Source organism: Halomonas sp. TH-94 (genome assembly GCF_057473365.1).
The window spans coordinates 18,752-44,358 of the sequence record NZ_JBYCKL010000106.1 but is presented as its reverse complement, the minus strand read 5'-3'; the positions used below and the strand labels follow the sequence as shown (position 1 = coordinate 44,358).

The 25,607-nt window shown below is 64.8% G+C and carries 26 protein-coding genes; 13 read left to right on the top strand and 13 right to left on the bottom strand.

The genetic code is table 11. The features are described 5' to 3' along the window. Window positions 1–93 precede the first annotated feature (93 nt). Together AC2VNO_RS17915 and AC2VNO_RS17910 are read left to right on the top strand one after the other, a co-directional pair. Window positions 94–258 carry a DUF1127 domain-containing protein gene (locus AC2VNO_RS17915; RefSeq protein ID WP_486935400.1) on the top strand — a complete coding sequence of 55 codons (165 nt, stop codon included), beginning with the start codon at window positions 94–96 and terminating at the stop codon, window positions 256–258. Between the two features lie 80 nt (window positions 259–338). Beyond that, complete coding sequence (locus tag AC2VNO_RS17910) at window positions 339–719, top strand: SpoIIAA family protein (RefSeq protein ID WP_486935399.1); 381 nt, start codon at window positions 339–341, stop codon at window positions 717–719. An 8-nt stretch (window positions 720–727) separates the two neighbouring features. On the opposite strand, the gene AC2VNO_RS17905 is transcribed toward AC2VNO_RS17910, so the two are convergent. The 8 genes from AC2VNO_RS17905 to AC2VNO_RS17870 form a co-directional block, all read right to left on the bottom strand. Further along, window positions 728–1,939 carry an MFS transporter gene (locus AC2VNO_RS17905; RefSeq protein ID WP_486935398.1) on the bottom strand — a complete coding sequence of 404 codons (1,212 nt, stop codon included), beginning with the start codon at window positions 1,937–1,939 and terminating at the stop codon, window positions 728–730. Next, entirely contained in the window at window positions 1,936–3,159 is a 1,224-nt protein-coding gene (locus AC2VNO_RS17900) for a multidrug effflux MFS transporter (RefSeq protein WP_486935397.1), read from the bottom strand. Before AC2VNO_RS17900 ends, AC2VNO_RS17905 begins: the two co-directional genes overlap by 4 nt. A gap of 129 nt (window positions 3,160–3,288) precedes the next feature. Then, window positions 3,289–3,933 (bottom strand): maleylacetoacetate isomerase, encoded by a 645-nt coding sequence (maiA, locus tag AC2VNO_RS17895; protein WP_486935396.1) that lies wholly within the window; start codon window positions 3,931–3,933, stop codon window positions 3,289–3,291. 19 nt (window positions 3,934–3,952) lie between these two features. Continuing rightward, window positions 3,953–4,972 (bottom strand): fumarylacetoacetate hydrolase family protein, encoded by a 1,020-nt coding sequence (locus AC2VNO_RS17890; RefSeq protein ID WP_486935395.1) that lies wholly within the window; start codon window positions 4,970–4,972, stop codon window positions 3,953–3,955. Between the two features lie 93 nt (window positions 4,973–5,065). Beyond that, complete coding sequence (hmgA, locus tag AC2VNO_RS17885) at window positions 5,066–6,376, bottom strand: homogentisate 1,2-dioxygenase (protein WP_486935394.1); 1,311 nt, start codon at window positions 6,374–6,376, stop codon at window positions 5,066–5,068. Window positions 6,377–6,446: 70 nt separating this feature from the next. Further along, entirely contained in the window at window positions 6,447–6,671 is a 225-nt protein-coding gene (locus AC2VNO_RS17880) for a DUF2783 domain-containing protein (protein WP_486935393.1), read from the bottom strand. After that, window positions 6,658–8,379, bottom strand: a complete 1,722-nt coding sequence (locus AC2VNO_RS17875; RefSeq protein WP_486935392.1) for an FAD-dependent oxidoreductase — start codon at window positions 8,377–8,379, stop codon at window positions 6,658–6,660. The genes AC2VNO_RS17880 and AC2VNO_RS17875 overlap by 14 nt, the downstream gene beginning before the upstream one ends. A gap of 78 nt (window positions 8,380–8,457) precedes the next feature. Continuing rightward, window positions 8,458–9,426 carry an MBL fold metallo-hydrolase gene (locus AC2VNO_RS17870; RefSeq protein WP_486935391.1) on the bottom strand — a complete coding sequence of 323 codons (969 nt, stop codon included), beginning with the start codon at window positions 9,424–9,426 and terminating at the stop codon, window positions 8,458–8,460. A gap of 372 nt (window positions 9,427–9,798) precedes the next feature. On the opposite strand from AC2VNO_RS17870, the gene AC2VNO_RS17865 reads away from it, so the two are divergent. The 4 genes from AC2VNO_RS17865 to AC2VNO_RS17850 are packed head-to-tail and all read left to right on the top strand — an operon-like array spanning window position 9,799 to window position 13,241. Next, window positions 9,799–10,854 carry a TRAP transporter substrate-binding protein gene (locus AC2VNO_RS17865; RefSeq protein ID WP_486935390.1) on the top strand — a complete coding sequence of 352 codons (1,056 nt, stop codon included), beginning with the start codon at window positions 9,799–9,801 and terminating at the stop codon, window positions 10,852–10,854. 25 nt (window positions 10,855–10,879) lie between these two features. Continuing rightward, window positions 10,880–11,434 (top strand): TRAP transporter small permease, encoded by a 555-nt coding sequence (locus AC2VNO_RS17860; RefSeq protein WP_486935389.1) that lies wholly within the window; start codon window positions 10,880–10,882, stop codon window positions 11,432–11,434. After that, window positions 11,427–12,722, top strand: a complete 1,296-nt coding sequence (locus tag AC2VNO_RS17855; RefSeq protein WP_486935388.1) for a TRAP transporter large permease — start codon at window positions 11,427–11,429, stop codon at window positions 12,720–12,722. Before AC2VNO_RS17860 ends, AC2VNO_RS17855 begins: the two co-directional genes overlap by 8 nt. A 30-nt stretch (window positions 12,723–12,752) precedes the next feature. Beyond that, window positions 12,753–13,241, top strand: coding sequence for a MarR family winged helix-turn-helix transcriptional regulator (locus AC2VNO_RS17850; protein ID WP_486935387.1), 489 nt, complete (start codon window positions 12,753–12,755; stop codon window positions 13,239–13,241). Between the two features lie 9 nt (window positions 13,242–13,250). Here the strand turns inward: AC2VNO_RS17850 and AC2VNO_RS17845 are convergent, their stop codons facing one another. From AC2VNO_RS17845 to AC2VNO_RS17835, 3 genes are all read right to left on the bottom strand, one after another. Continuing rightward, a complete protein-coding gene (locus AC2VNO_RS17845) occupies window positions 13,251–13,775 on the bottom strand; it encodes an Lcl C-terminal domain-containing protein (RefSeq protein WP_486935386.1) in 525 nt (174 codons plus the stop codon). Continuing rightward, entirely contained in the window at window positions 13,772–14,617 is an 846-nt protein-coding gene (locus AC2VNO_RS17840; RefSeq protein ID WP_486935385.1) for an IclR family transcriptional regulator, read from the bottom strand. Before AC2VNO_RS17840 ends, AC2VNO_RS17845 begins: the two co-directional genes overlap by 4 nt. A 125-nt stretch (window positions 14,618–14,742) precedes the next feature. Next, entirely contained in the window at window positions 14,743–15,534 is a 792-nt protein-coding gene (locus tag AC2VNO_RS17835; protein WP_486935384.1) for an enoyl-CoA hydratase, read from the bottom strand. Between the two features lie 118 nt (window positions 15,535–15,652). Here AC2VNO_RS17835 and AC2VNO_RS17830 point away from each other — a divergent pair, with 118 nt between their 5' ends. Beyond that, a complete protein-coding gene (locus AC2VNO_RS17830) occupies window positions 15,653–16,891 on the top strand; it encodes an amino acid deaminase (protein WP_486935383.1) in 1,239 nt (412 codons plus the stop codon). A gap of 84 nt (window positions 16,892–16,975) precedes the next feature. On the opposite strand, the gene AC2VNO_RS17825 is transcribed toward AC2VNO_RS17830, so the two are convergent. Beyond that, window positions 16,976–17,869 (bottom strand): DMT family transporter, encoded by an 894-nt coding sequence (locus AC2VNO_RS17825; protein ID WP_486935382.1) that lies wholly within the window; start codon window positions 17,867–17,869, stop codon window positions 16,976–16,978. Window positions 17,870–18,036: 167 nt separating this feature from the next. On the opposite strand from AC2VNO_RS17825, the gene AC2VNO_RS17820 reads away from it, so the two are divergent. Further along, window positions 18,037–18,378, top strand: a complete 342-nt coding sequence (locus AC2VNO_RS17820) for a hypothetical protein (RefSeq protein ID WP_486935381.1) — start codon at window positions 18,037–18,039, stop codon at window positions 18,376–18,378. Between the two features lie 50 nt (window positions 18,379–18,428). On the opposite strand, the gene serA is transcribed toward AC2VNO_RS17820, so the two are convergent. Further along, entirely contained in the window at window positions 18,429–19,679 is a 1,251-nt protein-coding gene (serA, locus tag AC2VNO_RS17815; RefSeq protein WP_486935380.1) for a phosphoglycerate dehydrogenase, read from the bottom strand. Window positions 19,680–19,935: 256 nt separating this feature from the next. Here serA and AC2VNO_RS17810 point away from each other — a divergent pair, with 256 nt between their 5' ends. The 5 genes from AC2VNO_RS17810 (at window position 19,936) to tssC (ending at window position 25,607) form a co-directional block, all read left to right on the top strand. Then, window positions 19,936–20,229, top strand: coding sequence for an exodeoxyribonuclease VII small subunit (locus tag AC2VNO_RS17810; RefSeq protein WP_486935379.1), 294 nt, complete (start codon window positions 19,936–19,938; stop codon window positions 20,227–20,229). Next, window positions 20,213–21,103: a (2E,6E)-farnesyl diphosphate synthase gene (gene ispA, locus AC2VNO_RS17805; RefSeq protein WP_486935378.1), complete on the top strand. Its 891-nt coding sequence runs from the start codon at window positions 20,213–20,215 to the stop codon at window positions 21,101–21,103. Before AC2VNO_RS17810 ends, ispA begins: the two co-directional genes overlap by 17 nt. 38 nt (window positions 21,104–21,141) lie before the next feature. Beyond that, window positions 21,142–23,040 (top strand): 1-deoxy-D-xylulose-5-phosphate synthase, encoded by a 1,899-nt coding sequence (dxs, locus tag AC2VNO_RS17800; protein ID WP_486935377.1) that lies wholly within the window; start codon window positions 21,142–21,144, stop codon window positions 23,038–23,040. A gap of 494 nt (window positions 23,041–23,534) precedes the next feature. Further along, complete coding sequence (gene tssB, locus AC2VNO_RS17795) at window positions 23,535–24,044, top strand: type VI secretion system contractile sheath small subunit (RefSeq protein WP_486935376.1); 510 nt, start codon at window positions 23,535–23,537, stop codon at window positions 24,042–24,044. Window positions 24,045–24,125: 81 nt separating this feature from the next. After that, window positions 24,126–25,607: a type VI secretion system contractile sheath large subunit gene (tssC, locus tag AC2VNO_RS17790; protein WP_486935375.1), complete on the top strand. Its 1,482-nt coding sequence runs from the start codon at window positions 24,126–24,128 to the stop codon at window positions 25,605–25,607.

The window sequence follows — 25,607 nt, the reverse complement described above, 5'->3', positions numbered from 1 at the left end:
CCATCTGTATTGAAAAACTATTTATCCTCTGAATCTGTAATGATTTTGTGTGCGGCCATAGCCTGTCAGAACCCACCGACAGGAGATGCCAGCATGATTCTCGCTTATCTTTCCCGCCTTGGCCTGCGGCTCAGAAGCCAGCATCAACGCTACCGTTCGCGGCGTCAGTTGGGCCAACTCGACGACCACCTGCTGCAAGACATCGGCCTCGACCGGGGTGCCGCCGAGCGGGAGGTGCGTAAGCCGTTCTGGAGGTAGTGCCGACAGGAGGGAACCGCAGCCGGTGGGGGCTATCCTAGAGTCAAGACCTGAGTCCGGCAGCCAAGGAGGAGCCAGCCATGATCGAGACACTGCCTGCCCCGGAGTATGTCGCGGCGTTTCGCATATCGGGCACGCTGCGCCGCGAGGACTACGATGTGCTGATCCCGGCGATCGAGGAGAAGCTCGCGTACAGTGAACGCATCGGCGTGCTGGCCGATATGACCGAGTTCGATCATATGACCCCCGGCGCCCTGCTGCGTGATCTCTCCTATGCCATGAGCAAGCTTGGCGAGTACCACCGCTTCAAGCGCGCCGCGGTAATCGCCGACAAGCGCTGGATCGAAACGACCACCAAGCTGGCCGACAAGCTGTTGCCCCAGGTCGAGATGCGTGTGTTCCATCGCGGTGAGCTGGAAGAGGCCATGCGCTGGGTCGCCGGCTTTCGCAGCAACCTATGAAAGACGGGCTATGACGCCGTGGCCGTGGCGGCCCGCTCGCCGTGCCACTGGCGCAGCAGCCAGCCAAACACCAGCCCCAGTGCCAGCAGCCACACTCCGGCGGCGGTCAGCAGCCATAGGCTGTCGGCCATTCGCAGCACCAGCCCGCCAAGGCTTACCCCTACCGACTGGCCGAGGAACAGGCAGCCGGCGAACACCGCCATGGCGGTTCCGCGCATGGCGGGGGCCATCTGGGTGGCGTTGATCTGCAGCGTGCTGTGCATCATGTAGAAGCCGAGCCCGGCGGCGAAGGCGCTGGCGGTAGCAAGGGCCGGCAGCGGGGCCAGCGCCAGCCCGATGAAGCCGAGCCCCATCAGCACGCCGCCCCCCGCAGCGAGGCCCGGCTCGCCCAGGCGTGCCACCAGCGGTCGTGCCAGGGCGGCGAAGATCAGCCCGCCCACGCCGAACAGTGCCACCATCAGCCCGGCTTGGGTCAGGGAGACATCCAGGCGGGTATAGAGATGGCTGGCAACGAATGCCAAAGCGCCGAAGGCGGCGATACCCTCGAGAAATACCAGCACCAGGATGCGGCGGGCACGGGAAATGTTCAGCACCTCACGTATGCGTGAGAAGTAGTTGGTTCGGCCCTTATCGGCCCTGGGCGGCGACAGCGCCGGCTGGCGCCGCAGCGCTACCAACAGCAGACCGCCGGCGGCAAGAAACAGCAGGGTGAGCAGCGCGAAGGCCACCTGCCAGCCCAGCGTATCGGCCAGGAAACCGCCCGCCACCTGCCCTGAGATGAGTCCCAGTACCGCGCCTGAAAGCATGTGGGCGAGGGTGACCTGGCGCCGTTCGTAGGGCACGTTGTCGCCAACCCAGGCCATGGAGAGTGGAATGATGGCAGCGGCGGTGGCGCCGTTCAGCGTGCGGAACACCAGCAGCATCGGCAGCGACTCGGCCAGGGCCGAGCCCAGCGCACCCACGGCACAGGCCAGGGTGGCCAGACCGATCACTCGCAGGGTGCCGTGACGGTCGCCCAGCGGGCCGTAGGCGAGCTGCATCACGCCATAGGCGATGGCGAACAGGGTGATGTTCTGCGCCACGTCGGCCACCGGGCGGGCAAAGGCCTCGGACAGCGCCGGCAGCATGGCGTCGGTGACCCGCATCGAGGCCATGCTGGCAAAACCCGCCAAGGCCAGCAGCAGGATCACCAGCCGAGAGGGGAGAGAAGGCTCGCTCAATGTTCCACCCCCTGTGCTTGCTGGGCCGCCATGGCTCGCTCGGCAGGCCGTACCAGTCCCACATAGCTCGCCACGGCCATCAGCCCGCCCAGCGCCACGACGATGGCCATGGTGCGCGATGTTCCGTCGTGCAACTGGGCCACGGCGCCGCCGACCAGGGCTGCTATGGTCATCTGCAGAAAGCCGAACAGCGACGATGCCGCACCGGCACACTGCGGGTTCGGAGCCAGTGCCCCCGTCATCGACTGCGGCATCAATATACCCATGCCGACCATGAACACGACATGCGGGCCGACCACGGCCCAGGCGGCAAATACTCCGGAGAGAGCCAGTGCCGCCATCAAGCAGCCTCCCGCTGCGCATATAAGGGTGGCCAGGGCCACCAGCCGTTCGCGTCCCAGGCGATGGCTGAAACGACCGCTGAGCAGGGTACCGACGAAGAAACCGGCCACGATCAGGGAGAAGAACAGCCCGTACTGGAAGGGTGAAACGCCAAGGAACTCGATCAGCACGAACGATGACCCCGAGAGATAGGCGAACAGTCCCGAGAAAGCCGCCGCGTTGGTCAGGGTATAGCCCATGAAGGTGCGCTGACCGAGCAGCATGCGGAAGTTGGCCATGATGGCCTTCGGGTGGATCGACTGCCGCCGCTCCGGTGGTAACGGCTCAGGCAACGCCAGGATCAGCAGCGGCAGCATCGCCGCGGCGTAGAGCGCCAATAGCACGAAGACCGACTGCCAGCCCCAGATCAGCAGCAGTCCGGCGCCGACGATGGGTGCCACCGCCGGGGCCAGCGACATGGTACTTGCCATGTAGGAGAGGATGCGTCCGGCCTCGATGGGGCCGTAGATGTCACGCACCGCGGCGCGGCCCAGCACCGGCCCGGTGGCGCCGCCAAGGGCCTGCAGAAAGCGTCCTGCCAGCAGCCATTCGATGCTGGGGGCGAAGGCGCACAGCAGGCTCGCCACCAGGAACAGGCTGAAGCCGAAGATCATTACCGGCTTGCGCCCGAAGCGGTCGGAGAAGGGGCCGCAGAACAGCTGGGCGGCGGCGAAGCCGGCCATGTACAGGCTCAGGGTCAGCTGCACCTGGTCGGGGCCGGTGTCGAGCGCAGCGGCCATGGCCGGCATGGCCGGCAGGTACATGTCGGTGGCCAGCGGGCCCAGTGCGGTCAGGGCCGCCAGGGTAACGACCGTGGCAGGGGACTTCAGCCTCAGCACATCGAACTCTCCTTGGGAGGGCGAACAACGACCAGCGGGCGCCGCACTCCCCGCTCCGAATCGGAACGGCAGGCGCGGCGCCCGCTAGTCGTTAGTCTGCTTAATATAGCCTAAATGCCGTGGTCCTGCTCAACCGGCGTCGGGCTGTTGGCCCGGTGCGGCCTTGGTGAAGGCTTCGAGCTCGCGACAACGCTCGGCGATGCGTCGAATCGTCGGATACGCCGCAAGGTCGCACTCGAAGCGTTCGGCATTGAACACCTGGGGCACCAGGCAGATATCCGCCAGGGTTGGGCTGTTATCGTGACAGAACTCGCCGGTGGCTGCCTCGCTGGCCAGCCTGGCTTCCAGGGCGGTGAAGCCCTCGGCGATCCAGTGGCGGTACCAGCCGAGTTTGGCCTCCTCGTCCAGCTTGAGCTCTCCCACCAGATACTTTAGTACCTTGAGGTTGTTGAGCGGGTGGATCTCACACGCGACGAGCTGAGCCAGCGAGCGCACTCGGGCGCGCCCGGCGGCATCCGCCGGTAGTAGCGCCGGTTCGGGATAACACTCGTCGAGGTATTCGCAGATCGCCAGCGACTGGGTCAACTGGGTACCGTCGTCGGTTTCCAGCACCGGCACCAGCCCCTGGGGGTTGCGAGCGAGGTTATCCTCGCCCCGCTGCTCTCCCTTGACCAGATTGACCGCGGCTTGGGCGTAGTCGAGCCCCTTCAGGTTGAGCGCGATGCGCACTCGATACGCCGCCGAGGAGCGGAAATAGCCGTACAGCGTGGTCATGCTTGCTTCCTCCTGGCGCTTATTTGGGCTGGTACTTCACCACCTGCTGGTCGATGGCGCCGAAGATGCTGTTGCCGTCACGGTCGAACATCTCGATGCGCACCCGGTCGCCGAAGCGCATGAAAGAGGTTTTCGCCGCGCCGTGCAGGATCTGCTCCACCATGCGCACCTCGGCCAGGCAGCTGTAGCCCACGCCGCCGTCGGCAATCGGCTTTCCGGGGCCGCCGTCGGGGTCGGGGTTGGAGACGGTGCCCGAGCCGATCACGGCGCCTGCGCCCAGATAGCGGGTCTTGGCGGCGTGGGCGACCAGCTGCGGGAAGCTGAAGATCATGTCGGGGCCGGCGTCCGGCTCGCCGAACTTCTCGCCGTTCAGGTGTACGGTCAACGGCAGGTGCACCTTGCCGTCCTGCCAGGCATCGCCCAGCTCGTCCGGGGTGACGCAGACCGGTGAGAAGCTCGAGGCCGGCTTGGCCTGGAAGAAGCCGAAGCCCTTGGCCAGCTCGCCGGGGATCAAGCCGCGCAGGCTGACGTCGTTGACCAGCATGACCAGCTTGATGTGGCCGGCGGCCTGCTCCGGGGTCACCGCCATGGGCACGTCGTCGGTGATCACCGCGATCTCGCCTTCGAAGTCGATGCCGTGCTCCTCGCTCACCGCCTCGATGTCCTCGGTGGGGGCAAGGAAACGGTCGCCGCCGCCCTGGTACATCAGCGGGTCGGTCCAGAAGGTCTCGGGCATCTCGGCGTTACGCGCCTGGCGCACCAGCTTGACGTGATTGAGGTAGGCGGAGCCGTCGGCCCAGTGGTAGCTGCGCGGCAGCGGCGAGTGCAGCTTGCTCTGGTCCAGTGCGAAGGCAGCGTTGGCGCTGCCTGCGTTGAGCTCGGCGTAGCGCGCTTCCAGTTTGGGGCTCACCTCAGCCCAGTTCTCGATCGCCTGCTGAAGCGTGGCGGCGATGTCGGCGGCGGAGACGGCGCGGGCGAGGTCGCGGGAGACCACCAGCAGCTCGCCGTCGCGGCCGTTTTTCAGAGTAGCGAGTTTCATCTTGGCTCAATCCTTTCATCAGGGGCGGGGCTCGGCGGCCCCGTCCGGTTCAGCGTTTCGTCGCTCAGGGCTATTCTGGATCGCTCAAGGCTGTCAGGGCTGCTTGGGATCGAAGTGCGAGCGCAGGGTCGACCATACGTCGACGTAATCGCGCTGGCGAATGTCCGCGTCCAGAGCCGCCTCGGTCGGATGGAAGACATAGCGGCTCTCGAACATGAAGGCCAGGGTCGCATCCAGGCGCTGCGGTGTCAGCTCGGCATTGGAGGCCTTCTCGAAGGTCTCGGCGTCGGGGCCGTGGGGCGACATGCAGTTGTGCAGGCTGGCCCCGCCGGGAAGGAAGCCCTCGGCCTTGGCGTCGTACTCGCCGTGGATCAGCCCCATGAACTCGCTCATCAGGTTGCGATGGAAGTAGGGCGGGCGGAAGGTGTTCTCGGCCACCATCCAGCGTGGCGGGAAGATCACGAAATCGATGTTGGCCATGCCCGGGGTGTCGGAAGCCGAGGTCAGCACGGTGAAGATCGAGGGGTCGGGGTGATCGAAGCTCACCGTGTTGATGGTGTTGAAGTTGGCCAGGTCGTACTTGTAGGGCGCGTAGTTGCCGTGCCAGGCCACCACGTCGAGCGGCGAATGGCCGAGCCTGGTGGTCCAGAAACGTCCGGAGAACTTGGCCACCAGCTCGAAGTCGCCCTGCACATCCTCGTAGGCCGCCACGGGGGAGAGGAAATCGCGCGGGTTGGCCAGGCCGTTGGCGCCGATGGGCCCCAGGCCGGGCAGCTCCAGAGGGCTGCCGTAGTTCTCGCAGATATAGCCACGGGCGGCATCGGAACCTTCCGCCAGGCGCACCTGGAACTTGATGCCGCGGGGGATCACCGCGATCTCGCCGCCCCTGACCAGCAGCTCGCCCATTTCGGTGCGCAGGCGCAGGGTGCCATGCTGCGGCACGATCAGCAGTTCGCCGTCGGCGTCGTAGAAGAAGCGCTCGGTCATGTCGCGGTTGAAGGCGTAAACGTGCACGCCGCAGCCGGCCTGGGTGCCGGCGTCACCGTTGACGGCGATGGTCAGCAACCCATCGATGAAGTCGGTGGGCTCGGCGGGAATCGGCAGCGGGTCCCAGCGCATCTGGTTGGGGTCGGCGGCGGGCTTGGCCAGCGGCGAAGTCGCCACCCGGCGGTTCTCCAGCGGCGTATAGGCGCTCTGCACTACCGAGGGGCGAACGCGGTAGAGCCAGCTGCGCAGGTTGGCGTGACGCGGTGCGGTAAAGGCCGAGCCGGTGAGCTGCTCGGCGTACAGGCCGTAGGCGCAGCGCTGCGGGGAGTTCTGACCCTCGGGCAGGGCGCCGGGCAGCGCCTCGGTGGCGAAGTGGTTGCGAAAACCGCTCATGGTCTCGAGCGCTTGGGTCGTCATGTCGGGGTTCCTCTTGATCAACGTCCTGTTGATGACTTGTTGTCTTTAGCGGGTCTCGATCTGCCGGCGATCATTCGCCGGCGCCCTGTGCATCCGGCGGCGAGCCCATCTGGCCGGCGATGGCCAATGCCTCCTCGAGCACCTGCTGGTCGCCGATGTGGTTGGCCAGCAGCAGGATCAGCCGGGTATTGATGCGCTCGCTCTCGGCCTCGCTGCGCTCGCGATGCAGCTCCGTCAGCGCGGCATAGAAGGCGTCCGGGGCGGTGAAATTGGGGTTCAGCTCAAGCCGTAGCATGGGTGCCTCCCTGAACGGTGGAAGGAGCGAGATAGGCGCCCAGGGCGCGGTCCATCGCCTCGCCTACCTCTGCCGCCGTGACGGCGTTCCAGCGGGCGCTGACGTGCTGGTCGGGGCGAATCAGGTAGCCGGCGCCGGCGGTCAGGCCGTAGCGCTCAGCGATCAGGTTCTCCACGTCCTCGATCTGGCGGCTGCGCGGTAGTTCGGTCAGGGGGCGGGGTGCTGGGCCGACCAGCAGCAGGTCGAGATCGGCTTGCTGCTCGAGCAGCGGACGCAGCTCGGCGGCGAGGGACTCTGCCCGGGCACTGTCCATGCGACCGTCCAGCAGCAGCACGAAGCGTTCGCCGAGCTGGTTGAGCAGCCAGGCACGCCCGCCCGTCAGATCGATCGGCGCGTCCTTGGCCGGGCTGCCGGGGCGCAGCTCCAGCGGCAGGCCTTCGGCCTCGTGGCCGTTGAGCGGCGAGCCGTCGTAGCGGCACGGCATGGAGAGGCGGCCGCTGTTGACCAGACTGCGAGCGAAGGGGTAATGCTCGGCCAGCTCCAGCACGCTGTCGCGAAAGAGTCGACTGATGCGGCTCTTGGGCGTGATGAAATCGGTGGCACGGGTCGAGTTGAGGATGTTCTCGGCAGCACCGTGCTGGCGCTCGTCGTTATAGGTGGCAAGTAGCGCCTCGGGGGCCTGACCCTTGAGTACCCGCGCCAGCTTCCACGCCAGATTCTCGGTGCTCTGCAGCGCGCCGTTGGCGCCGCGGGCGCCGAAGGGCGAGACCTGATGGGCGGCGTCGCCCATGAAGAACACCCGGTGGTGGGTGTAGTCGTCCATCTTGCGGCAGCGGAAGGTGTAGACGCTGGCCCACTCCAGCTCGAACTCCACGTCCTCGCCGAGCATTGCCTGCACCCGGGGGCGGATGTTCTCTTCCTTCTTCTCCTCCTCCGGGTCGGCGTCCCAGCCCAGCTGGAAGTCGATGCGCCAGACGTTGTCCGGCTGGCGATGCAGCAGTACCGACTGGTTGCGATGGAAGGGTGGGTCGAACCAGAACCAGCGTTCGGTGGGGAAGTCCGCCTTCATGATCACGTCGGCGATCAGGAAGCGGTCCTGGAAGATCTGGCCGCGGCTCTCAAGGCCCAGCATGTCGCGGATCTTGCTGTTGGCACCGTCGGCCACCAGCAGGTAGTCGCAGGCGAGGCGGTAGTCGCCGTCCTCGGTGCTGACCAGCACTTCGCTGCGTTCGGGGCGGCTGTCGACCTCGGTCACCTTGTGCTTCCAGCGCAGGTCGATGCGATCGGCAAGTTCGTCTGCGCGATCGACCAGATACTCCTCGAAGTAGTACTGCTGCAGGTTGATGAAGGCCGGCATGCGATGGCCCGCTTCCGGCAGCAGGTTGAAGTCGTAGACTTCGCGCTCCTGGAAGAACACCCGGCCGTGCTGCCAGGTCACGCCCTTTTCCACCATCGGCTGAGCACAGCCCAGGCGGTCGAGAATCTCCAGCGTGCGCTTGGCGAAGCAGATCGCCCGCGAACCGACGCTGACCGTATTGTTGTCATCGAGCACGATACTCTCGATGCCCTGCTGAGCCAGGTCGATGGCCATGGCCAGGCCGGTGGGGCCGGCGCCGACGATCACCACCGGGCAGTGGCGCACGTCGTCACGGTCGAGCTCCGGCGCGCGCCGATACGGATAGACGGGATTGTTGTAGGTAGTTGGCATGCTTCCTCCGACCGCGGCTGCCGGGCAGACTCGTACCCTGTCCGGCGCCGCCCGCCAGGCATTATGTAAAACGGCTCGTTACTGGCTCTCGACGACTTCCTGCAGCGAATGCCACATCTGGGTATCGCGCTCGGCGGTCCAGATGCGCGGGTCGGGGTATTCGCCGCCGGCCTCGTCATAGCAGCGGGTGATGTCGAACGGTACGCAGTGATCGAAGATCACCCAGTGGCCGTACTTCGGCTTGAGCAGGGCGTACGTCTCGGCATAACACTCGGAGAGCGACTTGCCTGCTGCCTTGCCTGCCTTGACGCTCTCATACATGTCGTTGAGAAAGTCGCGGGTGCCCTGAATCGCTTCCTGGCACTGCTCGGGTGACTGCAGCGCCTCACCGCGGCCCGGCACCAGCTTCTGCGGGGCCATGGCCTGCAGGCGGTCGAGGGTGGCGGGCCAGTCCTCGTGATAGGCATCGCCGGTGTAGGGGGTGGCGCCGTATTCGACCAAATCGCCGGAGAACATCACCTTCTCCTCGGGCAGCCAGACGATGGTGTCGCCCTTGGTATGGCCGCGGCCGAGATGGATGATGCGGACTTCGCGCTTGCCCATGAACACCGTCAGCTCCTTCTGGAACACGATGTTGGGCCAGGTCAGGCCGGGCACCGAGTCCACACCCTTGAACAGGCGCGGGAAGCGGCCGACTTCGGATTCATAATCCTGCTGACCGCGTTCGACGATCAGGTCGTAGGTATTCTGACTGGCGTAGATGTTCTCGGCGTCGTAGGCGGAAGCGCCGAGCACGCGCACGGCGTGGTAGTGAGTCATCACCACGTGCTTGATCGGCAGGTCGGTGACCTCGCGGATACGGCGAATCACGTCCTGGGCCATGATCGGCGTGGCCTGGGTGTCGATCACCATCACGCTGTCGTCGCCGATCACCACGCCGGTGTTGGGGTCGCCTTCGGCGGTATAGGCGTAAAGGCCTTCGGCCAGTTTGGTGAAGCTGATCTGCTTCTCTTCGGTATCGGCGTGGGAAGCGAACTTCTTGCTCATGGTTCCTCCAGAGTCGTCAGGGGCGTCACGCTGGACGTAGTCGGTCACGGTGGTCGTTCGGAATGGTTGCAGCTTAGTTGCTATTGAAACTATATGTCCAGCAAACCGTCCTTTCGCGGCTATGGAAATAGCTCGGCGATCGCCTAAAAATTGCTTGAGATCATGGGTTTTCGGCGTTTTTACTACCTAAGTCTAATGCCATAAATTGTCAAATTAGTTGCAGGGGAGAGTAACTGGCGGCAAGGTGACAGCGTGATACAACAGGCTGTTGCGCTCCTGCTTCCACCTGCCCAAGAGCGTGCAGCCGCATACAACAACGTAGGTACACAAGGTGGCGCAAGCACGCCCCCCGTGACGACCTAGGAGCACGCAATGAAAATCACAAATCGCCTCATGATCGGCGCCGTGGCGGCGTTCGGTCTCAGCCTCGGCACGCCTGCGCTGGCCCAGACCGCCATTACCGTCAGCACCTGGGGCGGCCCCAACCATGGCGTCAACACCATCGTATGGCCCACCTGGAAGGCGTGGATCGAAGAGGCCACCGAAGGCCGTGTGACCGTCGAGGTCGTGCACGACATGGGCCCGCCGGCCGCGCAGATGGAGATCGTGGCCGACGGCATCGCCGACGCCAGCTGGATCTTCCACGCCCATATGGCCGGGCGCTTCCTGGCCACTCAGCTGCCCGAGTTTCCCACCTTCGAAGACTTCTCTTCCGAAGATGCCGCCGCGGCCTACTGGCATACGCACCAGGAGTTCCTGGCTCAAGCCAACGAACATCGCGGTGTCGACGTGCTGGCCATGGGGGTGCACGGTCCGGGCCAGATCTTCACCCGCACCCAGGTCGACTCGATCGACGAGCTCGCCGGCAAGCGCCTGCGGGTCGGTGGAGGCGTGATGAGCGGCCTGGCCGATGCCATGGGCGTGACCGGCGTGGCGCTGCCGCCTACCGGTGTCTATGAAGCCGCGTCTCAGGGCGTGGTCGACGGCGCCATGCTGACCCTGGAGAGCCTGCGCAGCTTCCGCGTGGCGGAAGTCGCGCCGCACACCCTGACCGTCGATGGCGGCTTCTACCGCGGCAGCTTCGCCATCGTCATGAACCCGATGTTCTGGGACCAAGTCTCGGCCGAGGACCGCGAGGCCATCGAGCGCGTGTCCGGTGAACACCTGTCGCGCCTGTTCGGCTACATGATGGACGTTTCCGACGAGAGCGGTGTCGAGTTCGGCCAGGAGCGCGGCGCCACCTTCACCCAGGCTCCCGAGGCGGATATCGAGCGGCTGCGCGGTGTCACCGACGAGCTGATTGCCGAGTGGACCGCCGCCGTGGCGGATCGCGGCGTCGACGCCGAGGCAGCCTTGGCGCACTTCCGCGAACAACTGGCCATGGCCGCCGAGAGCGAAGGCATCGCCGACCGCGTGGTTCGCCAGTAACCCTGCACTATCTGGAGGCTTGACCATGCCGACCTCGTCCACGTTCTGGCTGCGGGTCGGCCGTGTCATGCAGCTGACGCTGGAGGGGGTGGCAGGTGCCACCCTCTTCGCCATGATGCTGCTGACCACGGCGGACGTGACCGGACGCTATTTCTTCAATTCGCCGATTCTCGGCACCGTCGAGCTGACCCAACTGATGCTGGCCGCGCTGGTGTTTCTGTCGCTGCCGGTGGTGTGCTGGCGCGAGGAGCACGTCAGCGTCGACCTGCTCGACAGCGTGTTTCCTGCGCCGCTGATCTGGATTCGCCAGGTGCTGGTCAACCTGATCGTCACCGGGGCGCTGTGGATCATGGCGCGGCGTGTATGGGCGCTGGGCAACCGCGCCATGGAGTGGGGCGATGTGACCGAGTTCCTGCGCATCCCCAACGGTTATCTCATCTATCTGATTTCGATCATGCTGGCCGTCTCGGCCGCACTGACGCTGCTGCGCGCCGTGGGTTATCTGCTGGAGGGCGTGGGAGTGCTTCAGCGCGGCGGCCCGCTGAGCCCTCATACAGGACGGGGAGGCGACAATGACTGAAGCGCTGTATGGGTTCGCCGCCCTGCTGCTGCTGGCATTTTTACGGGTGCCGCTGGCCTTTGCCATGGGCATCGTCGGCTTCGGCGGTTTCTATTATCTCACCGGCAACTGGAACGCCGCCGAAGCCATGGCCGCACGGCGGGTGGTGGATACTGCCATGGACTACGGCCTGTCGGTGATCCCGCTGTTCATCCTGATGGGCAACCTGGTGTCCCATGCCGGCCTGTCCGATGCGCTGTTCCGGGCTTCCAACGGCTTTCTCGGCCACCGCAAGGGCGGCCAGGCCATGGCCACCATCGTTGCCTGCGGCGGCTTCAGCGCCATCTGCGGTTCGAGCCTGGCCACGGCGGCCACCATGGGCCGGGTTGCGATGCCGCAGATGCGCAAGTACGGCTACAAGGACACCCTGGCGTCGGCATCCATCGCCGCGGGCGGTACCCTTGGCATCCTGATCCCGCCCAGCGTGATGCTGGTGATCTACGGCATCCTCACCGAGACCAGCATCCGCGAGTTGTTCGCCGCCGGCTTCATTCCCGGCATGCTCGGCATCGTCATGTATCTCGCGGCGGTCAAGTGGGTGCTGTGGCGCGACCCATCGGCAGGCCCCGCCGGCGAAAGGGTCGCGTGGCCCGAGCGCATCAAGGCGCTGAAGAGCGTGGGCAGCACCCTGGCGCTGTTCGTGCTGGTGATCGGCGGCATCTACCTGGGCGTGTTCACCCCCACCGAGGCGGCGGGCATCGGCGCCATGGGTGCCTTCATCATCGCCCTGCTGCGCCGTGCGCTGACGCCGCAGGTGCTGATGAACGTGCTGATGGACACCGTGCGCACCACCGCCATGCTGTTCGCCGTGGTGCTCACCGCGCTGATATTCGCCAACTTCATCAACCGTGCCGGGTTGCCCAACGACCTGTTGGCCTTCGTCAACGGGCTCAACATCGCCCCGTTCATGGTGATCCTGGTGATACTGGCCATCTACGTGCTGCTGGGCTGCGTGTTCGAGAGCATGTCGATGCTGCTGCTCACCGTGCCGGTGTTCTTCCCGGTGGTGGCGGGGCTCGGCTTCGACCTGGTGTGGTTCGGCATCCTGGTGGTGATCGTGATCGAGATCAGCCTGATCACCCCGCCGGTGGGGATGAACGTGTTCGTGCTGCGAGCGGTGCTGCCGGACGTCTCCACGGGCACGATCTTTCGCGGCGTGACGCCGTTCTGGGTGGCCGGCATGGCACGCGCATTGCTGGTGCTGGTATTCCCCGGTATCGTGCTGTTCCTTCCGCAACTGCTCTATTGATCACTGCAAGCGCAGGGTGAGGGTATCGAGATGAACATGGACGAGAGCCAGGCGGAACCGGCGACCAAGCCTGAGCTGGATCTGAATCAGTTTCTGCCCTACCGGCTCAACAGCCTGGCCGATCGCATCAGCCAGGCGCTGGCGGAGCTCTACGAGGCACGTTATCAGCTCAATATCGCGCAGTGGCGTGTGCTCGCCTGGCTCAGCCACTGCGATGAGCTGACGGCGAAGAAGATCTGTGCTTACACCAACATGGACAAGGCCCGCGTGTCGCGGGCAATTCAATCGCTTGAGGAGCGCGGACTGATAACCCGTACGCCCTCTCCCGACGATCAGCGTCAGCAGGATCTACACCTCACCGCTGACGGCCAGACCCTGCTGACCAAACTGATCCCCGAGGCCCAGGCCTGGGAGGCGGAGCTGGTGGCCACGCTTACCGCCGGTGAATATCGCGATCTGCTCAATGTGATGCGCAAGCTCGAGCGTCAGCTGGAGCGGATCGGTGACAGCAAGGGTTAGCCGCCCGGGCTATGGGGTCTGGCAGGAGGGTGCGGCGGCTTCCTGCGTCATCACCGGCCGCAGATAGAATTGCCCGCCCATGTTGCAGCGCGTACGCCCTTCGCCACTGAAGTCGACGAAGCAGTCCTGTTGGGAGTGACCGCCGGCGCTGGCCTGATTCCAGAACCAGCCCGCCGGGGTGTCGGGAAAGACTTCCAGATCGATGGCCATGGACGCCTCTCCTGAGGCGTCGTCGTATGGCTGCATCAATCCGCGCATTTCGTGGAAGCGTGGCAAGCGCCAGGGACAAGCCGCGCTTGCCAGCGTTTCGACGTGCGCCTGGGCCTCGCTCCAGTTGAAGCGTTCGGCTTCGCCCAGACAGCGACCGTCCTGATAGTGCTGCCCAAGGCTGCAGCGCATCCATACCAGCTGTTTGTTGCCATCCGCTACCAGGCCCGCTTGGCTCGTGTCGTAGGCAGCGGTGGCGTCTCCCAAGGCGACGCCACAGGTTGCCAGCCACAATCCCGCCGCGACCGACACCGGCTGGCGCCTCATGCTTCCACCGAGGTCTCGATGGGGCTGGGAACGTGGCCGCCCAGCCGGGCGGTGATCTCGGCGGCGGTCTTGCGGACCAGTTCGCCCAGCTCCAGCAGGCGAGACTCGGGGATGCGTGCCACCGGGCCCGAAACGGAAATGGCCGCCAGCGGAGCGCCGTGTTCGTCGTGCAGGCAGGCCGCCACGCAGTGCAGGCCGATGGCATGCTCTTCGCGGTCACAGGCAAAGCCCTGGCGGCGTGCCTCGGCAAGGTTGGTGCGCAGAGCCTGGGGAGTATGCAGCGTATTCTCGGTGACCCGCGTGAGGCCGCGCTCGGCCAGTACCCGGTCGAACTCGTCGTCGGGCAGCCAGGCCATCAGCGCCTTGCCGACCCCGGAGGCGTGCAGCGGCGCGCGCGAGCCCAGGCGGGTGATCATGCGCATCATCTGAGAGGATTCGCTCTGGGCCAGAAAGACGGCCGTGGCGCCGTCGCGAATGCCCAGGTTGGCGGTCTCGCCGGTTTCGGCTGTCAGCCGACGCAGGAAAGGCCGACTCGTGGCAACGAAGTCGCGCGCTTCGAGAAAGCTGTTGCCGATGCGGAAGGTCTTGACGTCGATCTTCCACACGCCGAGGGCGGGGTCTTGAGTGATATAGCCCTGCCCTTGCAGGGCCTGCAGCAGCCGGTGGGTCGTGGAGGGCGCCAGGTCGACCATCTCGGCCAGCTCGGAGAGTGCCAGTCCGCCCGGGGTGGCGGCCAGGCGCTCGAGCAGATTGAGCCCGCGCACCAGCGATTGACTGTGGCCGCTGGCGCTCTTGCCGGGACCGGGCGGGCGCCCCGCCGTTCTGCGTTTGACTTCACTCACCTGCGTTTTTCCTCTGCGTTGTCCTGAGCCCTTCTTGGAAGGCCTGCAACAGGATACCCGCTCGATGCCAGCTTGTCTCGATTGCGGAAATGGCTTCCACGCTTACGGAGCGGCGCTTGCGCTGCTCAGCGATGCCGCCATTGAGGAGGGCGTTTGGCAATGAAGGCATCGATGCCCTCGGCGACGTCCTCGCTCATCATGTCACAGGCCATGGTCTCGCCGGCCAGGGCATAAGCTTCGCGAAGCGGCATCTGCAGCTGGCGCTGAAACAGGGCCTTGCCGGTGCGCAAGGCCACCGCACTCTTGGCGCAAAGGCTCGCGGTGAGCGCATCGAGCGCTTCGTCCAGCGCCTCGTCGTCGGCGACACGATTGACCAGCCCCCACGCCAAGGCCTGGTCGGCATCGATGAATTCACCGGTGAACAGCATTTCGAGGGCACGCTTGCGACCGATGTTCCGTGACAGTGCCACCGCGGGGGTCGAACAGAACAGCCCGACGTTGATACCCGACACGGCAAAGCGGGCCGACTTGGCCGCTACCGCCAGGTCGCAGCTGGCCACCAGCTGACAGCCGGCAGCCGTGGCCAGGCCCTGAACCCTGGCAATGACCGGCACCGGCAGGTTGACGATGCGCTGCATCACTTCACCGCAGCGGTCGAACAGCGCCTGGTAGTAGGCCTTGTCGGGGGTGGCGCGCATCTCCTTGAGATCGTGCCCGGCGCAGAAGGCACGCCCTTCGGCGGCGATGACCACGCAGCGCACCGAGTCGTCGTTGGCCAGGCGAGAAAGCTCGCCGTTCAGTGCCTTGAGCACCTCTTCCGACAGCGCATTGAACTGCTTTGGACGGTTCAGCGTCAGGCTGGCGACACCGCGCCGATCGCGACGAATCACCGGACGCTCATCGAGGGTCGTCATCATTGTCGTATCCTGTGGCAACGTGCTCGGCACCAGACTAGCCTGTCGCGTGCGCATTTCGATATCTCTGCGACCAAAGACGGTGTCGCGCCGTCCTGCGTCCACTCTGTGAGAGCGAAGCATGAACCACTCATTGTCCGACCTCGAGACCCGGCACAAGGGGGTGCCCCAGACCGGCAAGCGACTGCTGGCCGATGTCAGTCTACCTGCCGCGGTGATCCACGAAGCGGCGCTGGCACACAATCTGGCCTGGATGCAGCGCTTCTGTGACGATCACGGTGCGCGCCTCGCGCCTCACGGCAAGACCACCATGAGCCCCGAACTGTTCCAGCGCCAGCTGGCTGTAGGGGCATGGGGCATTACCCTGGCTACCGCGCCCCAGTGTCGCGCCGCCTTTCATCACGGCATCACTCGCCTGCTGATGGCCAATCAGCTCGTCGGCGAAGCCAACATGGCGATCGTCGCCGAATTGATCGAGGCGGGGGCGGACTTCTACTGTGTGGTCGACGGTGCCGACAACGTCGATCAGCTGGCGCGCTATTTCGCTGCTCGCGGCCTGCGCCTCAAGGTGCTGATCGAGCTGGGCATGCCCGGTGGGCGCTGCGGCTGCCGTGATACCGACGAAGTCATGGCTCTTGCCGAACGCATCGACAGCGAACAGGCCCTGGTACTGGCGGGGCTCGAAGGTTATGAGGGCGTGGTGCATGGCGACGACCCCGCCCCCAGCGTCCGCGCCTATGCCTGGCAGCTGGTCGAAGCGGCCCAGGCGCTGGAACGCGACGCTCTCATCGAGAGCCCGCAGCCACTGATCACGGCCTCCGGCTCGGCCTGGTACGACCTGATCGCCAAGGTGTTCCGTGAGGCGCGCCTGGCGCAGCGGTTCGTACCGGTACTGCGCCCCGGCTGCTATGTCGTGCACGACCACGGCATCTACCGTCAGGCACAGCGCGAGCTCCAGGGGCGTCACCCCGAGATAGAAGGCGGGCTCAAGCCGGCACTGGAAGTCTTCGCTCAAGTCGTCTCGCTGCCCGAGCCGGGGCTGGCCATCATCGGCATGGGCAAGCGCGACATCGGTTACGATCAGCTGCCCGAGCCGTTGCGCCGCTATCGTGAAGGCGATGAGTTCGGGCGCCCGCTATCGGTAGCAGGCTGGCGCGTGACCAAGCTGATGGACCAGCACGCCTTTGTCAGGTTTACCCAGGATGAGGAGGAGCTCGGTATTGGCAATGATCGCGTAAAGGTGGGTGATATCGTCGCCTTCGGCGCTTCCCACCCTTGCCTGACCTTCGACAAGTGGCGGCGTATCTGCCGTGTCGACGACAGGCTCGAGGTAGTCGAGGTGATGCAGACCTGTTTCTAGGCTGCCTGAAACTGTCTGCGCTTGGCCATGCGGCGTTAAAAAACCAGCTCCTGCGCGAGTCTGCCTAAACCGGTTGGCTCAGTATCACTTCAGCTCGCGCGCCGCCTTGAGCCGGGCCAGTCTGTCGCCGAACAGGTAGGCGCCGAGCGCTACCAGGATCAGCACGGCGCCCGCCAGCATCGACGACGAGGGTTGTTCCTGATTGAGGGTCATGCCCAGACCCAGTGCCAGCACCGGTGTTATCAGCGTGACTAGCGCCACGCTGGCGGCGGTAAGACGAGAGAGGATGAGGAAGTAGCACAGAAAGCCCAGCAGCGAACCGAACAGGGCCAGGTAGGCTACCGACCAGAGTCCGCGAGAGCTCAGCGGCACCGCCATGGGCTCGCCACTGATCAGCCACAGGACGAAGAAACAAGGCAGGCTCAAACCCAGTGCGCCCAGGGTCTGTTCCAGGGGCCCGAGGCCCGCCGCCATGCGCTGAACGGCGATACCGCTGGCACAGAACAGCGTCACGGCGACTAACATCATCAGTAGGGCAGGCAGCTGGTCGCTGCCCAGGATAAGGCTATCGGCAAACACCACGGCCAGGCCCACCACGCCCAGTGAACAGCCGAACCAATGCCAGCGGCGCAGCTTCACGGCGCCAGGTAGAAACTGGAGAATCAGCCCGGAGATCAAGGGTGCCATGCCAAAAATCACCGACATCATGCCGGAAGGCAAAGTCATTGAGGCATGATAGCTGAGGGCCATCGCACCAAATACCCCTGGAACCGCAGCAGCATAGCTTTTGATGGCACGCCAGTCGTATCGCATGCCGCGGCGCAGCAACAACATGAACGCGAGCCCAGCCAGGAACGCAATCAGCATGCGTAGCATGACGCTGCCCACCGGCGCGCCTGCCTCGGCGCTCCACTTGATGGCAAGCGGGGTGGTAGCCCAAACCAGCACGACGATCAGGTAGGCGAGGGAGGTCGGCATGCACTCTTCCTTGATGGGCGACGAAACGTTTCAGCAGCAATAATTAGCACAGCAAAGACCATCGCGTCGAACCAGACGGAGCCAAGGCCATAACTTGGGTTAGTAACTTCTTGAGGGAGTTTTGTTATGTTCCGAACGGGGCGCGAATATCTGTCACTGGAGGACGAATGAGCGACGAACTGAGCGAGTTCGAACAGAGCGTCAAGCGAGAGATAGACGCCTTCATGAAGCCTGGCCATGCGCCGTCAGCGCCGGTCGAGCTGCCGGGCAGCACGAGCCCCAGGAAAAAGCCTGCCAAGCCAGGGGACGGTGAACCGTTCGCCGAGGCCTACAAGACCGGGCACCTGGTTCGGCTCGCGGTGCGCACCCGCAAACTGGAAGTCGATACCGTCTTCGAGCACCGCTCCAGCAGTATTTCCAAACTGGAAGCGCAGCTCGAGGCCGAGAAGGCCGCCAAGCAGGCCGGTTATCCGATCATTGGCTATGTGATCGATATTCAGGCGCTGTAGCGAAAGCCGCCGCGCCAGGTGGCGCGGCGGCTCGAGGTGCAGCGTTGCGCTTACCCCTCGTAGTTGGTCTCGGAGTAGAGCACCCGCACGCGCAGGGTGTGCTCGACCTTGCGCAGCGCCTCCAGCGCTTGGGGGCCGTAGGCCTTGTCCACGTCGATGACCACGTAGCCGACTTTCTCGTTGGTCTGCAGGTACTGACCGGAGATGTTGATACCGCTCTCGGATAGCACGCGGTTGATCTCCGAGAGCACGCCCGGCACGTTGTCGTGGATGTGCAGCACGCGATGCTTGTCCGGATGGGCCGGCAGCGCGACTTCGGGGAAATTGACCGCGGTGACGGTGGTGCCGTTGTCGGAGTAGGTGATCAGTTTCTCCGACACCTCGATGCCGATGTTCTCCTGGGCTTCGAGGGTCGAGCCGCCGACGTGGGGCGTGAGGATGACATTGGGAATCCCGCGCAGCGGGCTGACGAACTCCTCGTCGTTGCCCTTGGGCTCCACCGGGAAGACGTCGATGGCGGCACCGTAGAGCCGGCCGGCCTGAAGTGCTTCGGCCAGCTCCTCGATCACCACCACGCTGCCGCGGGAGGCGTTGATCAGAATGCCGCTGGGCTTCATCAGCGCCAGCTGATCCTTGCCGATCATCCACTTGGTAGAGGGCAGTTCGGGAACGTGCAGACTGACCACGTCGGCCCGGGCCAGCAGCTCCTCGAGGCTGGCTACTTGGCTGGCGTTGCCCATGCCGAGCTTGGTCACCACGTCGTAGAAAATGACGTTGAAGCCGAGCGACTCGGCCAGTACCGAAAGCTGGGCGCCGATGTTGCCGTAGCCGACGATCCCCAGCGTCTTGCCGCGGGCCTCGTGGGAATTCTTGGCGCTCTTCATCCAGCCGCCCTGGTGGGCGCGGGCGTTCTTCTCGGGAATGCCGCGCAGCAGCATGATGGCTTCGGCCAGCACGAGTTCCGCCACCGAGCGGGTGTTGGAGTAGGGCGCATTGAAGACCGGGATACCACGCGACAGCGCTGCCCGCAGATCGACCTGATTGGTGCCGATGCAGAAGCAGCCCACGGAGTTGAGTTTCTCGGCGGCGGCGAACACGCGCTCATTGAGCTGAGTGCGAGAACGAATGCCGAGGAAGTGCACGTCGCGGACCTTCTCGATCAGCGCGGCCTCGTCGAGCGAGGTGGGCAGGTGCTCGATGTTGGTATAACCGGCATTCAGGAAATTGTCCACCGCGCTCTGGTGGACGCCCTCGAGCAGCAGGATCTTGATCTTGCTCTTGTCCAGGGACGTTTTGGCCATGGTCGAATCAACCCCTTCTTGGTGCGCCGCGTGCTGGCTGTACTGGGAGACCGGAGGGTGCCGAAACGGCTCGGTAGCATCCGGTATCAGGCTGGAAACAGGGCGCTCATCTTAACACAGCAGATACGCGTCAAGATGAAAATGCTGCGTCGCGAAGATGAGTATGGTGCACGTGGCGCGGCGCGGGCAGACGCCCAGCGGGGCAGTGCGTGTATACTGTGCCTCCAGAAAACTGCGGCAACGATTCAGAGGTGTCATGGCCGAGCGTGACAAGCAAGAGGCGAGCGAAGCGCCGAGCGGCGAGGCTGAAGTCGACTTCGCGGCGACCGTCGAGCGGCTGGAGCAACTGGTGGAGCAGCTGGAGTCCGGCGAGCTCTCGCTGGAGGGTTCGCTCGCGGCTTTTGAGCAGGGCGTGAACCTGACCCGCAATGCCCAGCGTCGCCTCGACGAAGCCGAGCTGAGGGTGCGTACCCTGATCGAGCGACCCGACGGCGGCATCGACTTCGTGCCTTTCGACGCCCCGACGCCGGAGGATGACAGTGAACGCTGATCGTTTCACTCAACGCCTGGCGGCTGACAGAGCTCGGGTCGACGCTTTCCTCGAGCACGTCCTGGAACAGCACGAGCCCACGGCGCCGAGGCTGGAAGATGCCATGCGCCACGCTCTGCTGGTGGGGGGCAAGCGCCTGCGGCCGCTGCTGGTCTACTTGGCCGGGCGGGCACTCGGCGCCAGCGACGATCGGCTCGATGCACCGGCCGCGGCCATCGAGCTTATCCACGCCTACTCGCTGGTGCACGACGATTTGCCGGCCATGGATGACGACGACCTGCGCCGCGGCCAGCCCACGGTGCATCGCGCCTTCGATGAAGCCACGGCGATACTGGCCGGCGATGCCCTGCAGACCCTGGCCTTCGAAGTGCTGGCGCGTGCTTCTCATCCGCGCCTCCCGGCCATGATCGTTACCTTGGCGACTGCTGCTGGGCGTAATGGCATGGTCGGCGGACAAGCATTGGACTTGGCGGCCGTGGGCGGCCACCCTGACGTTGAAGCCCTGGCCACCATGCATGCGCACAAGACCGGTGCGCTGATTCGTGCTGCGGTGCGTCTAGGGGGGCTTTCCGCCGTGGATGAAGAGGATTCCCGCGTGGCTGCCCTGGATCGCTATGCCGAGGCGCTCGGCCTCGCCTTCCAGATCCATGACGACGTCCTCGACGTCACCGGTGACACCAGTACCCTGGGCAAGGCCTCGGGCGCCGATGCCGCCCGCGACAAGCCGACCTACCCGGCACTGCTGGGTCTCGAGGGGGCTCGCCGCCGAGCTCTCGAGCTGACCGACGAGGCGCTGGCGGCGCTGCAACCGCTGGGAGAAGCGGGCAGCCCGCTGGCCCAACTGGCCCGATACATGATCGAGCGCGACCACTAGCCGCCATTTGGCCTCATAGCCAGGACGACCGAATCGCAATGAAGCTCTACGACGTAATTCCTGTCGAGCGCCCGCCGACCCCGCTGCTCGATTCGCTGAACACACCGGCGGCACTGCGGGCCATGAGCAGTGCCCAACTGCTGCAGATCGCCGACGAACTGCGTGCCTATCTGCTGTATAGCGTAGGCCGCAGCGGCGGACACTTCGGTGCCGGTCTCGGCGTGGTGGAGCTCACCGTCGCCCTGCACCATGCGCTGGAAACGCCCCACGACCGGCTGGTGTGGGATGTCGGCCACCAGGCCTACCCGCACAAGATTCTGACCGGCCGGCGTGAGGCAATGCCAAGCATTCGCCAGTACGGCGGCCTGGCGGCGTTTCCACGGCGCGCCGAGTCGTCCTACGACACCTTCGGTGTCGGTCACTCCAGCACCTCGATCTCGGCTGCGCTGGGCATGGCACTGGCCAGTGCCTCTCGCGGCGACAAACGCCGCGTGTGTGCGGTAATCGGTGACGGCGCCTTGACGGCGGGCATGGCCTTCGAGGCGCTGGCTCACGCCGGCCATGTCGACGCCAACATGTTGGTGGTGCTCAACGACAACGAGATGTCGATCTCGGAAAACGTCGGCGGCATTGCCAGTTACCTGGCCAGCATTCTTTCCAGCAAGCCCTACCTCGCCATCCGCGAAGAGGGCAAGCGGGTGCTTTCTCACCTGCCGGGAGCGCTGGAGCTGGCGCGTCGCACCGAGGAGCACATGAAAGGCATGGTCAGCCCGGCCACGCTGTTCGAGGAGATGGGCTTCAACTACATCGGCCCCATCGACGGCCACGACCTCCCGACTCTGATCCAGACCCTGCGCAACATTCGCGACCTCGATGGCCCTCAGTTCCTGCATGTGAGAACGCGCAAGGGACGTGGTTTCCTACCCGCCGAGGCCGATCCCATCGGCTACCACGCCATCACCAAGCTGGAGAAGAGCAGCGATGCCCCTGCTGCCGCGCCGGCAAAGAAGAAGCCGAAGTATTGCAACGTCTTCGGCGAGTGGCTGTGCGACATGGCAGCGGTGGACGAGCGCCTGATCGGCATTACCCCGGCAATGCGCGAGGGATCCGATCTGATCCGCTTCTCCCGTGAGTACCCCGAGCGCTATTACGACGTGGCCATTGCCGAGCAGCACGCGGTGACGCTGGCCGCCGGCATGGCTTGCGAAGCGATGAAGCCGGTGGTGGCGATCTACTCGACGTTTCTGCAGCGAGGCTACGACCAGCTGATACACGATGTCGCGGTGCAGGACCTGGATGTCACCTTTGCCATCGACCGCGCCGGCCTGGTAGGTGAAGACGGCCCCACCCATCACGGCAGCATGGACCTCTCCTTTCTGCGCTGCGTTCCCGGCATGGTGATTCTGGCTCCGGCCGACGAGGCCGAGTGCCGTGCCATGCTGAGTGCCGCCTATCACTACCCTGGCCCGGCTGCCGTGCGCTACCCGCGAGGCAACGGCCCGGGAGTGGCGATACCCCGACATCTGGAGCCGCTGGAGATCGGCAAGGCGGAGCTTCGCCGCGAGAACGGCGCCGAGCCGGGCAAGCGAGTGGCCCTGCTCGCCTTTGGTAGCCTGAACGGCCCGGCCGTCGAGGTGGCCGCAAGCCTCGATGCCACCCACCTCAACATGCGCTCGGTCAAACCGCTCGACCGCGAGGCGATTCTGGCTGCCGCTGCCGAGCACGACCTGCTGGTGACCTTGGAGGAGAACGTGATTGCCGGTGGTGCCGGTAGCGGTGTGGTCGAGCTGCTCGCCGCCGAGGGTGTGCAGGTCGCTGTTCTCAATCTGGGGCTGCCCGACGCCTTCGTCGAACATGGCAAGCCGGGTGAGCTGCTGGCCGAATGCGGTCTGGATGCCGCCGGTATCGAAGCGGCAATACGGGCTCGTCTCGGTTGAACGGTAAGGCGAGAAAACGAACAAGCCGGGCAGATGCCCGGCTTGTTCGTATGGGCCTCTACGACGGAGTTTCCTCATACCCACCATGCGACTAAGGGCGACGTCACGGTGAGGCGAATGGCGTATGTGTTTGCCTTATATTTCTTATATTGGTGTAGCTTATTTCCTACATGAGCTGTAAGCGATCTGCCTGCCATCCTGTCGGTGTCGGACTGCGCGCCGGGATGAACCGCGCCGCTGCGGGAGCGACGGCAAATAAGTGTAAGCTAAAACGACGTTACGTATCCGTACAGTAACCCACCCGTGGCAGATCGTGCCGTTTGGCACATTCCAAAAGCCTGATTACTCTCTCGCCTCACGAGCAAGCGATAACCTTTCTCACCTCAATGTCGGACGCATCAGCCTTCACCTCATGGGCCGGTGCGGACAGGGCGTGGTGAGTTGTCTACGCAGATTGCGATTTCCAACAAGGCGGTCCATCAGGGAGCTTATTCATGGCGAAGGAAGGAACCGTTGCGCCGAAAGAGCGCATCAACATCAAGTACGTGCCGGCTACCGGCGATCAGCAGGCCGAAACCGAGCTGCCGCTCAAGCTGCTGGTGGTAGGCGACTTCAAGGGCGGTGCCGAGGCCACGCCGATCGAGGCGCGTGAAAAGCTGTCGCTGGACAAGAACAACTTCCACTCGGTGATGCGCGAAGCCGGTCTGAGCCTGACGGCCAGCGTGCCCAACCGCCTCGAAGAGGGTGAGGAAGCCGGCGATCTGGCGGTGAATCTCCAGTTCAAGTCGCTCGAAGACTTTACCCCCGACAGCGTGGCACGCCAGGTGCCCGAGCTGTGCAAGTTGGTGGAGCTGCGTGAGGCGCTGGTTGCCCTGAAGGGGCCGCTGGGCAACGTGCCGGCATTCCGCGATCGGCTGCAGAAGCTGATGGAAAGCGACGAGGCGCGAGCTCAGCTGCTCGCCGAGCTTGAGCTGCTGGAGCCGCGGGACGACTCCCGCGACTGAGCCCTAGCGACACAGCAGCGACGGCGCGCCGAGCTATAGCAAGGCGAATGCCAGGCAGGTAACGAATTCGAGGCATCGACAATGAGCGAAATGGCACAGACGCAGGGGCAGGCCGCCGAGGCCCAAGCCGAGGGTTCCCTTCTCGATCAGGTGATGGCGCAGACCCGCCTGGCACCGACCGAGGACGGCTACGATATCGCCAAGCAAGGCGTGGCGGCCTTCATCGCCGAACTGCTGCGGAGCAATGACGGCACTCCGCAGGTCAACAAGGCGGTAGTGGACCGCATGATCGTCGAGCTCGATCGCAAGATCGGCAGCCAGGTCGACGAAATCCTGCACGACCGCGGTTTCCAGCAGATCGAATCGGCCTGGCGCGGCCTCAAGCTGCTGGTCGATCGCACCGACTTCCGCCAGAACATCAAACTCGACCTGCTCCACGCCACCAAGGAAGAGCTGCTGGAGGATTTCGAGTTCGCTCCCGAGCTGAGCCAGAGCGGGCTCTACCAGCATGTCTACGCGGCCGAGTACGGCCAGTTCGGCGGCGAGCCGGTGGGTGCCATCATCGGCAACTACGACTTCTCGCCTTCGACCCCCGACATCAAGCTGCTGCAATTCACCGCCGCGGTGGGCGCCATGGCGCACGCGCCGTTCCTTTCCTCGGTGGCGCCGAGCTTTTTCGGCATCGACAGCTTCCAGGAGCTGCCCAACATCAAGGACTTCAAGGCGATCTTCGAAGGGCCCAAGTACGCCCGCTGGCGCAGCCTGCGTGAGTCCGAGGATGCCCGCTACCTGGGTCTGACGGCACCGCGCTTCCTGCTGCGCATGCCCTACGACCCGGTCGAGAATCCGGTCAAGACCTTCCATTACCGCGAAACGGTCACGGAAAGCCACGAAGACTATCTGTGGGGCAACACCGCCTACCTGCTGGCCGAGCGACTCACCGACAGCTTCGCCAAGTACCGCTGGTGCCCCAACATCATCGGGCCGCAGAGCGGCGGCGCGGTGGAGAACTTGCCGGTACACACCTACGAGGCGCTGGGCCAGCTGCAGGCCAAGATTCCTACCGAGGTGCTGGTCACCGACCGCCGCGAGTTCGAAATGGCCGAAGAGGGTTTCATCTCGCTGACCATGCGCAAGGGCAGCGACAACGCCGCCTTCTTCTCCGCCAATTCGGTGCAGAAACCCAAGGTCTTCCCCAACACGCCCGAGGGCAAGGCCGCCGAGACCAACTACAAGCTCGGTACCCAGCTGCCCTACATGTTCATCGTCAACCGCCTTGCCCACTACATCAAGGTGCTGCAGCGCGAGCAGATCGGTTCCTGGAAGGAGCGCCAGGATCTCGAGCGCGAACTCAACGTCTGGATCCGCCAGTACGTCGCCGATCAGGAGAACCCGCCGGCCGAGGTACGTAGCCGCCGTCCGCTGCGTGCCGCCTCGATCCAGGTTTCCGATGTCGAGGGCGATCCGGGCTGGTATCAGGTCTCCCTGGCCGTGCGCCCGCACTTCAAGTACATGGGCGCAAACTTCGAGCTGTCGCTGGTGGGTCGCCTGGACAAGGAGTAA

Coding starts and splice junctions, on each gene's coding strand:
- AC2VNO_RS17915 (WP_486935400.1), top strand. CDS start 94: ATGATTCTCGCTTATCTTTCCCGCCTTGGCCTGCGGCTCAGAAGCCAG.
- AC2VNO_RS17910 (WP_486935399.1), top strand. CDS start 339: ATGATCGAGACACTGCCTGCCCCGGAGTATGTCGCGGCGTTTCGCATA.
- maiA (WP_486935396.1), bottom strand. CDS start 3,933: ATGACCACGCTGTACGGCTATTTCCGCTCCTCGGCGGCGTATCGAGTG.
- AC2VNO_RS17890 (WP_486935395.1), bottom strand. CDS start 4,972: ATGAAACTCGCTACTCTGAAAAACGGCCGCGACGGCGAGCTGCTGGTG.
- hmgA (WP_486935394.1), bottom strand. CDS start 6,376: ATGACGACCCAAGCGCTCGAGACCATGAGCGGTTTTCGCAACCACTTC.
- AC2VNO_RS17880 (WP_486935393.1), bottom strand. CDS start 6,671: ATGCTACGGCTTGAGCTGAACCCCAATTTCACCGCCCCGGACGCCTTC.
- AC2VNO_RS17875 (WP_486935392.1), bottom strand. CDS start 8,379: ATGCCAACTACCTACAACAATCCCGTCTATCCGTATCGGCGCGCGCCG.
- AC2VNO_RS17870 (WP_486935391.1), bottom strand. CDS start 9,426: ATGAGCAAGAAGTTCGCTTCCCACGCCGATACCGAAGAGAAGCAGATC.
- AC2VNO_RS17865 (WP_486935390.1), top strand. CDS start 9,799: ATGAAAATCACAAATCGCCTCATGATCGGCGCCGTGGCGGCGTTCGGT.
- AC2VNO_RS17860 (WP_486935389.1), top strand. CDS start 10,880: ATGCCGACCTCGTCCACGTTCTGGCTGCGGGTCGGCCGTGTCATGCAG.
- AC2VNO_RS17855 (WP_486935388.1), top strand. CDS start 11,427: ATGACTGAAGCGCTGTATGGGTTCGCCGCCCTGCTGCTGCTGGCATTT.
- AC2VNO_RS17850 (WP_486935387.1), top strand. CDS start 12,753: ATGAACATGGACGAGAGCCAGGCGGAACCGGCGACCAAGCCTGAGCTG.
- AC2VNO_RS17845 (WP_486935386.1), bottom strand. CDS start 13,775: ATGAGGCGCCAGCCGGTGTCGGTCGCGGCGGGATTGTGGCTGGCAACC.
- AC2VNO_RS17835 (WP_486935384.1), bottom strand. CDS start 15,534: ATGATGACGACCCTCGATGAGCGTCCGGTGATTCGTCGCGATCGGCGC.
- AC2VNO_RS17830 (WP_486935383.1), top strand. CDS start 15,653: ATGAACCACTCATTGTCCGACCTCGAGACCCGGCACAAGGGGGTGCCC.
- AC2VNO_RS17825 (WP_486935382.1), bottom strand. CDS start 17,869: ATGCCGACCTCCCTCGCCTACCTGATCGTCGTGCTGGTTTGGGCTACC.
- AC2VNO_RS17820 (WP_486935381.1), top strand. CDS start 18,037: ATGAGCGACGAACTGAGCGAGTTCGAACAGAGCGTCAAGCGAGAGATA.
- serA (WP_486935380.1), bottom strand. CDS start 19,679: ATGGCCAAAACGTCCCTGGACAAGAGCAAGATCAAGATCCTGCTGCTC.
- AC2VNO_RS17810 (WP_486935379.1), top strand. CDS start 19,936: ATGGCCGAGCGTGACAAGCAAGAGGCGAGCGAAGCGCCGAGCGGCGAG.
- ispA (WP_486935378.1), top strand. CDS start 20,213: ATGACAGTGAACGCTGATCGTTTCACTCAACGCCTGGCGGCTGACAGA.
- dxs (WP_486935377.1), top strand. CDS start 21,142: ATGAAGCTCTACGACGTAATTCCTGTCGAGCGCCCGCCGACCCCGCTG.
- tssB (WP_486935376.1), top strand. CDS start 23,535: ATGGCGAAGGAAGGAACCGTTGCGCCGAAAGAGCGCATCAACATCAAG.
- tssC (WP_486935375.1), top strand. CDS start 24,126: ATGAGCGAAATGGCACAGACGCAGGGGCAGGCCGCCGAGGCCCAAGCC.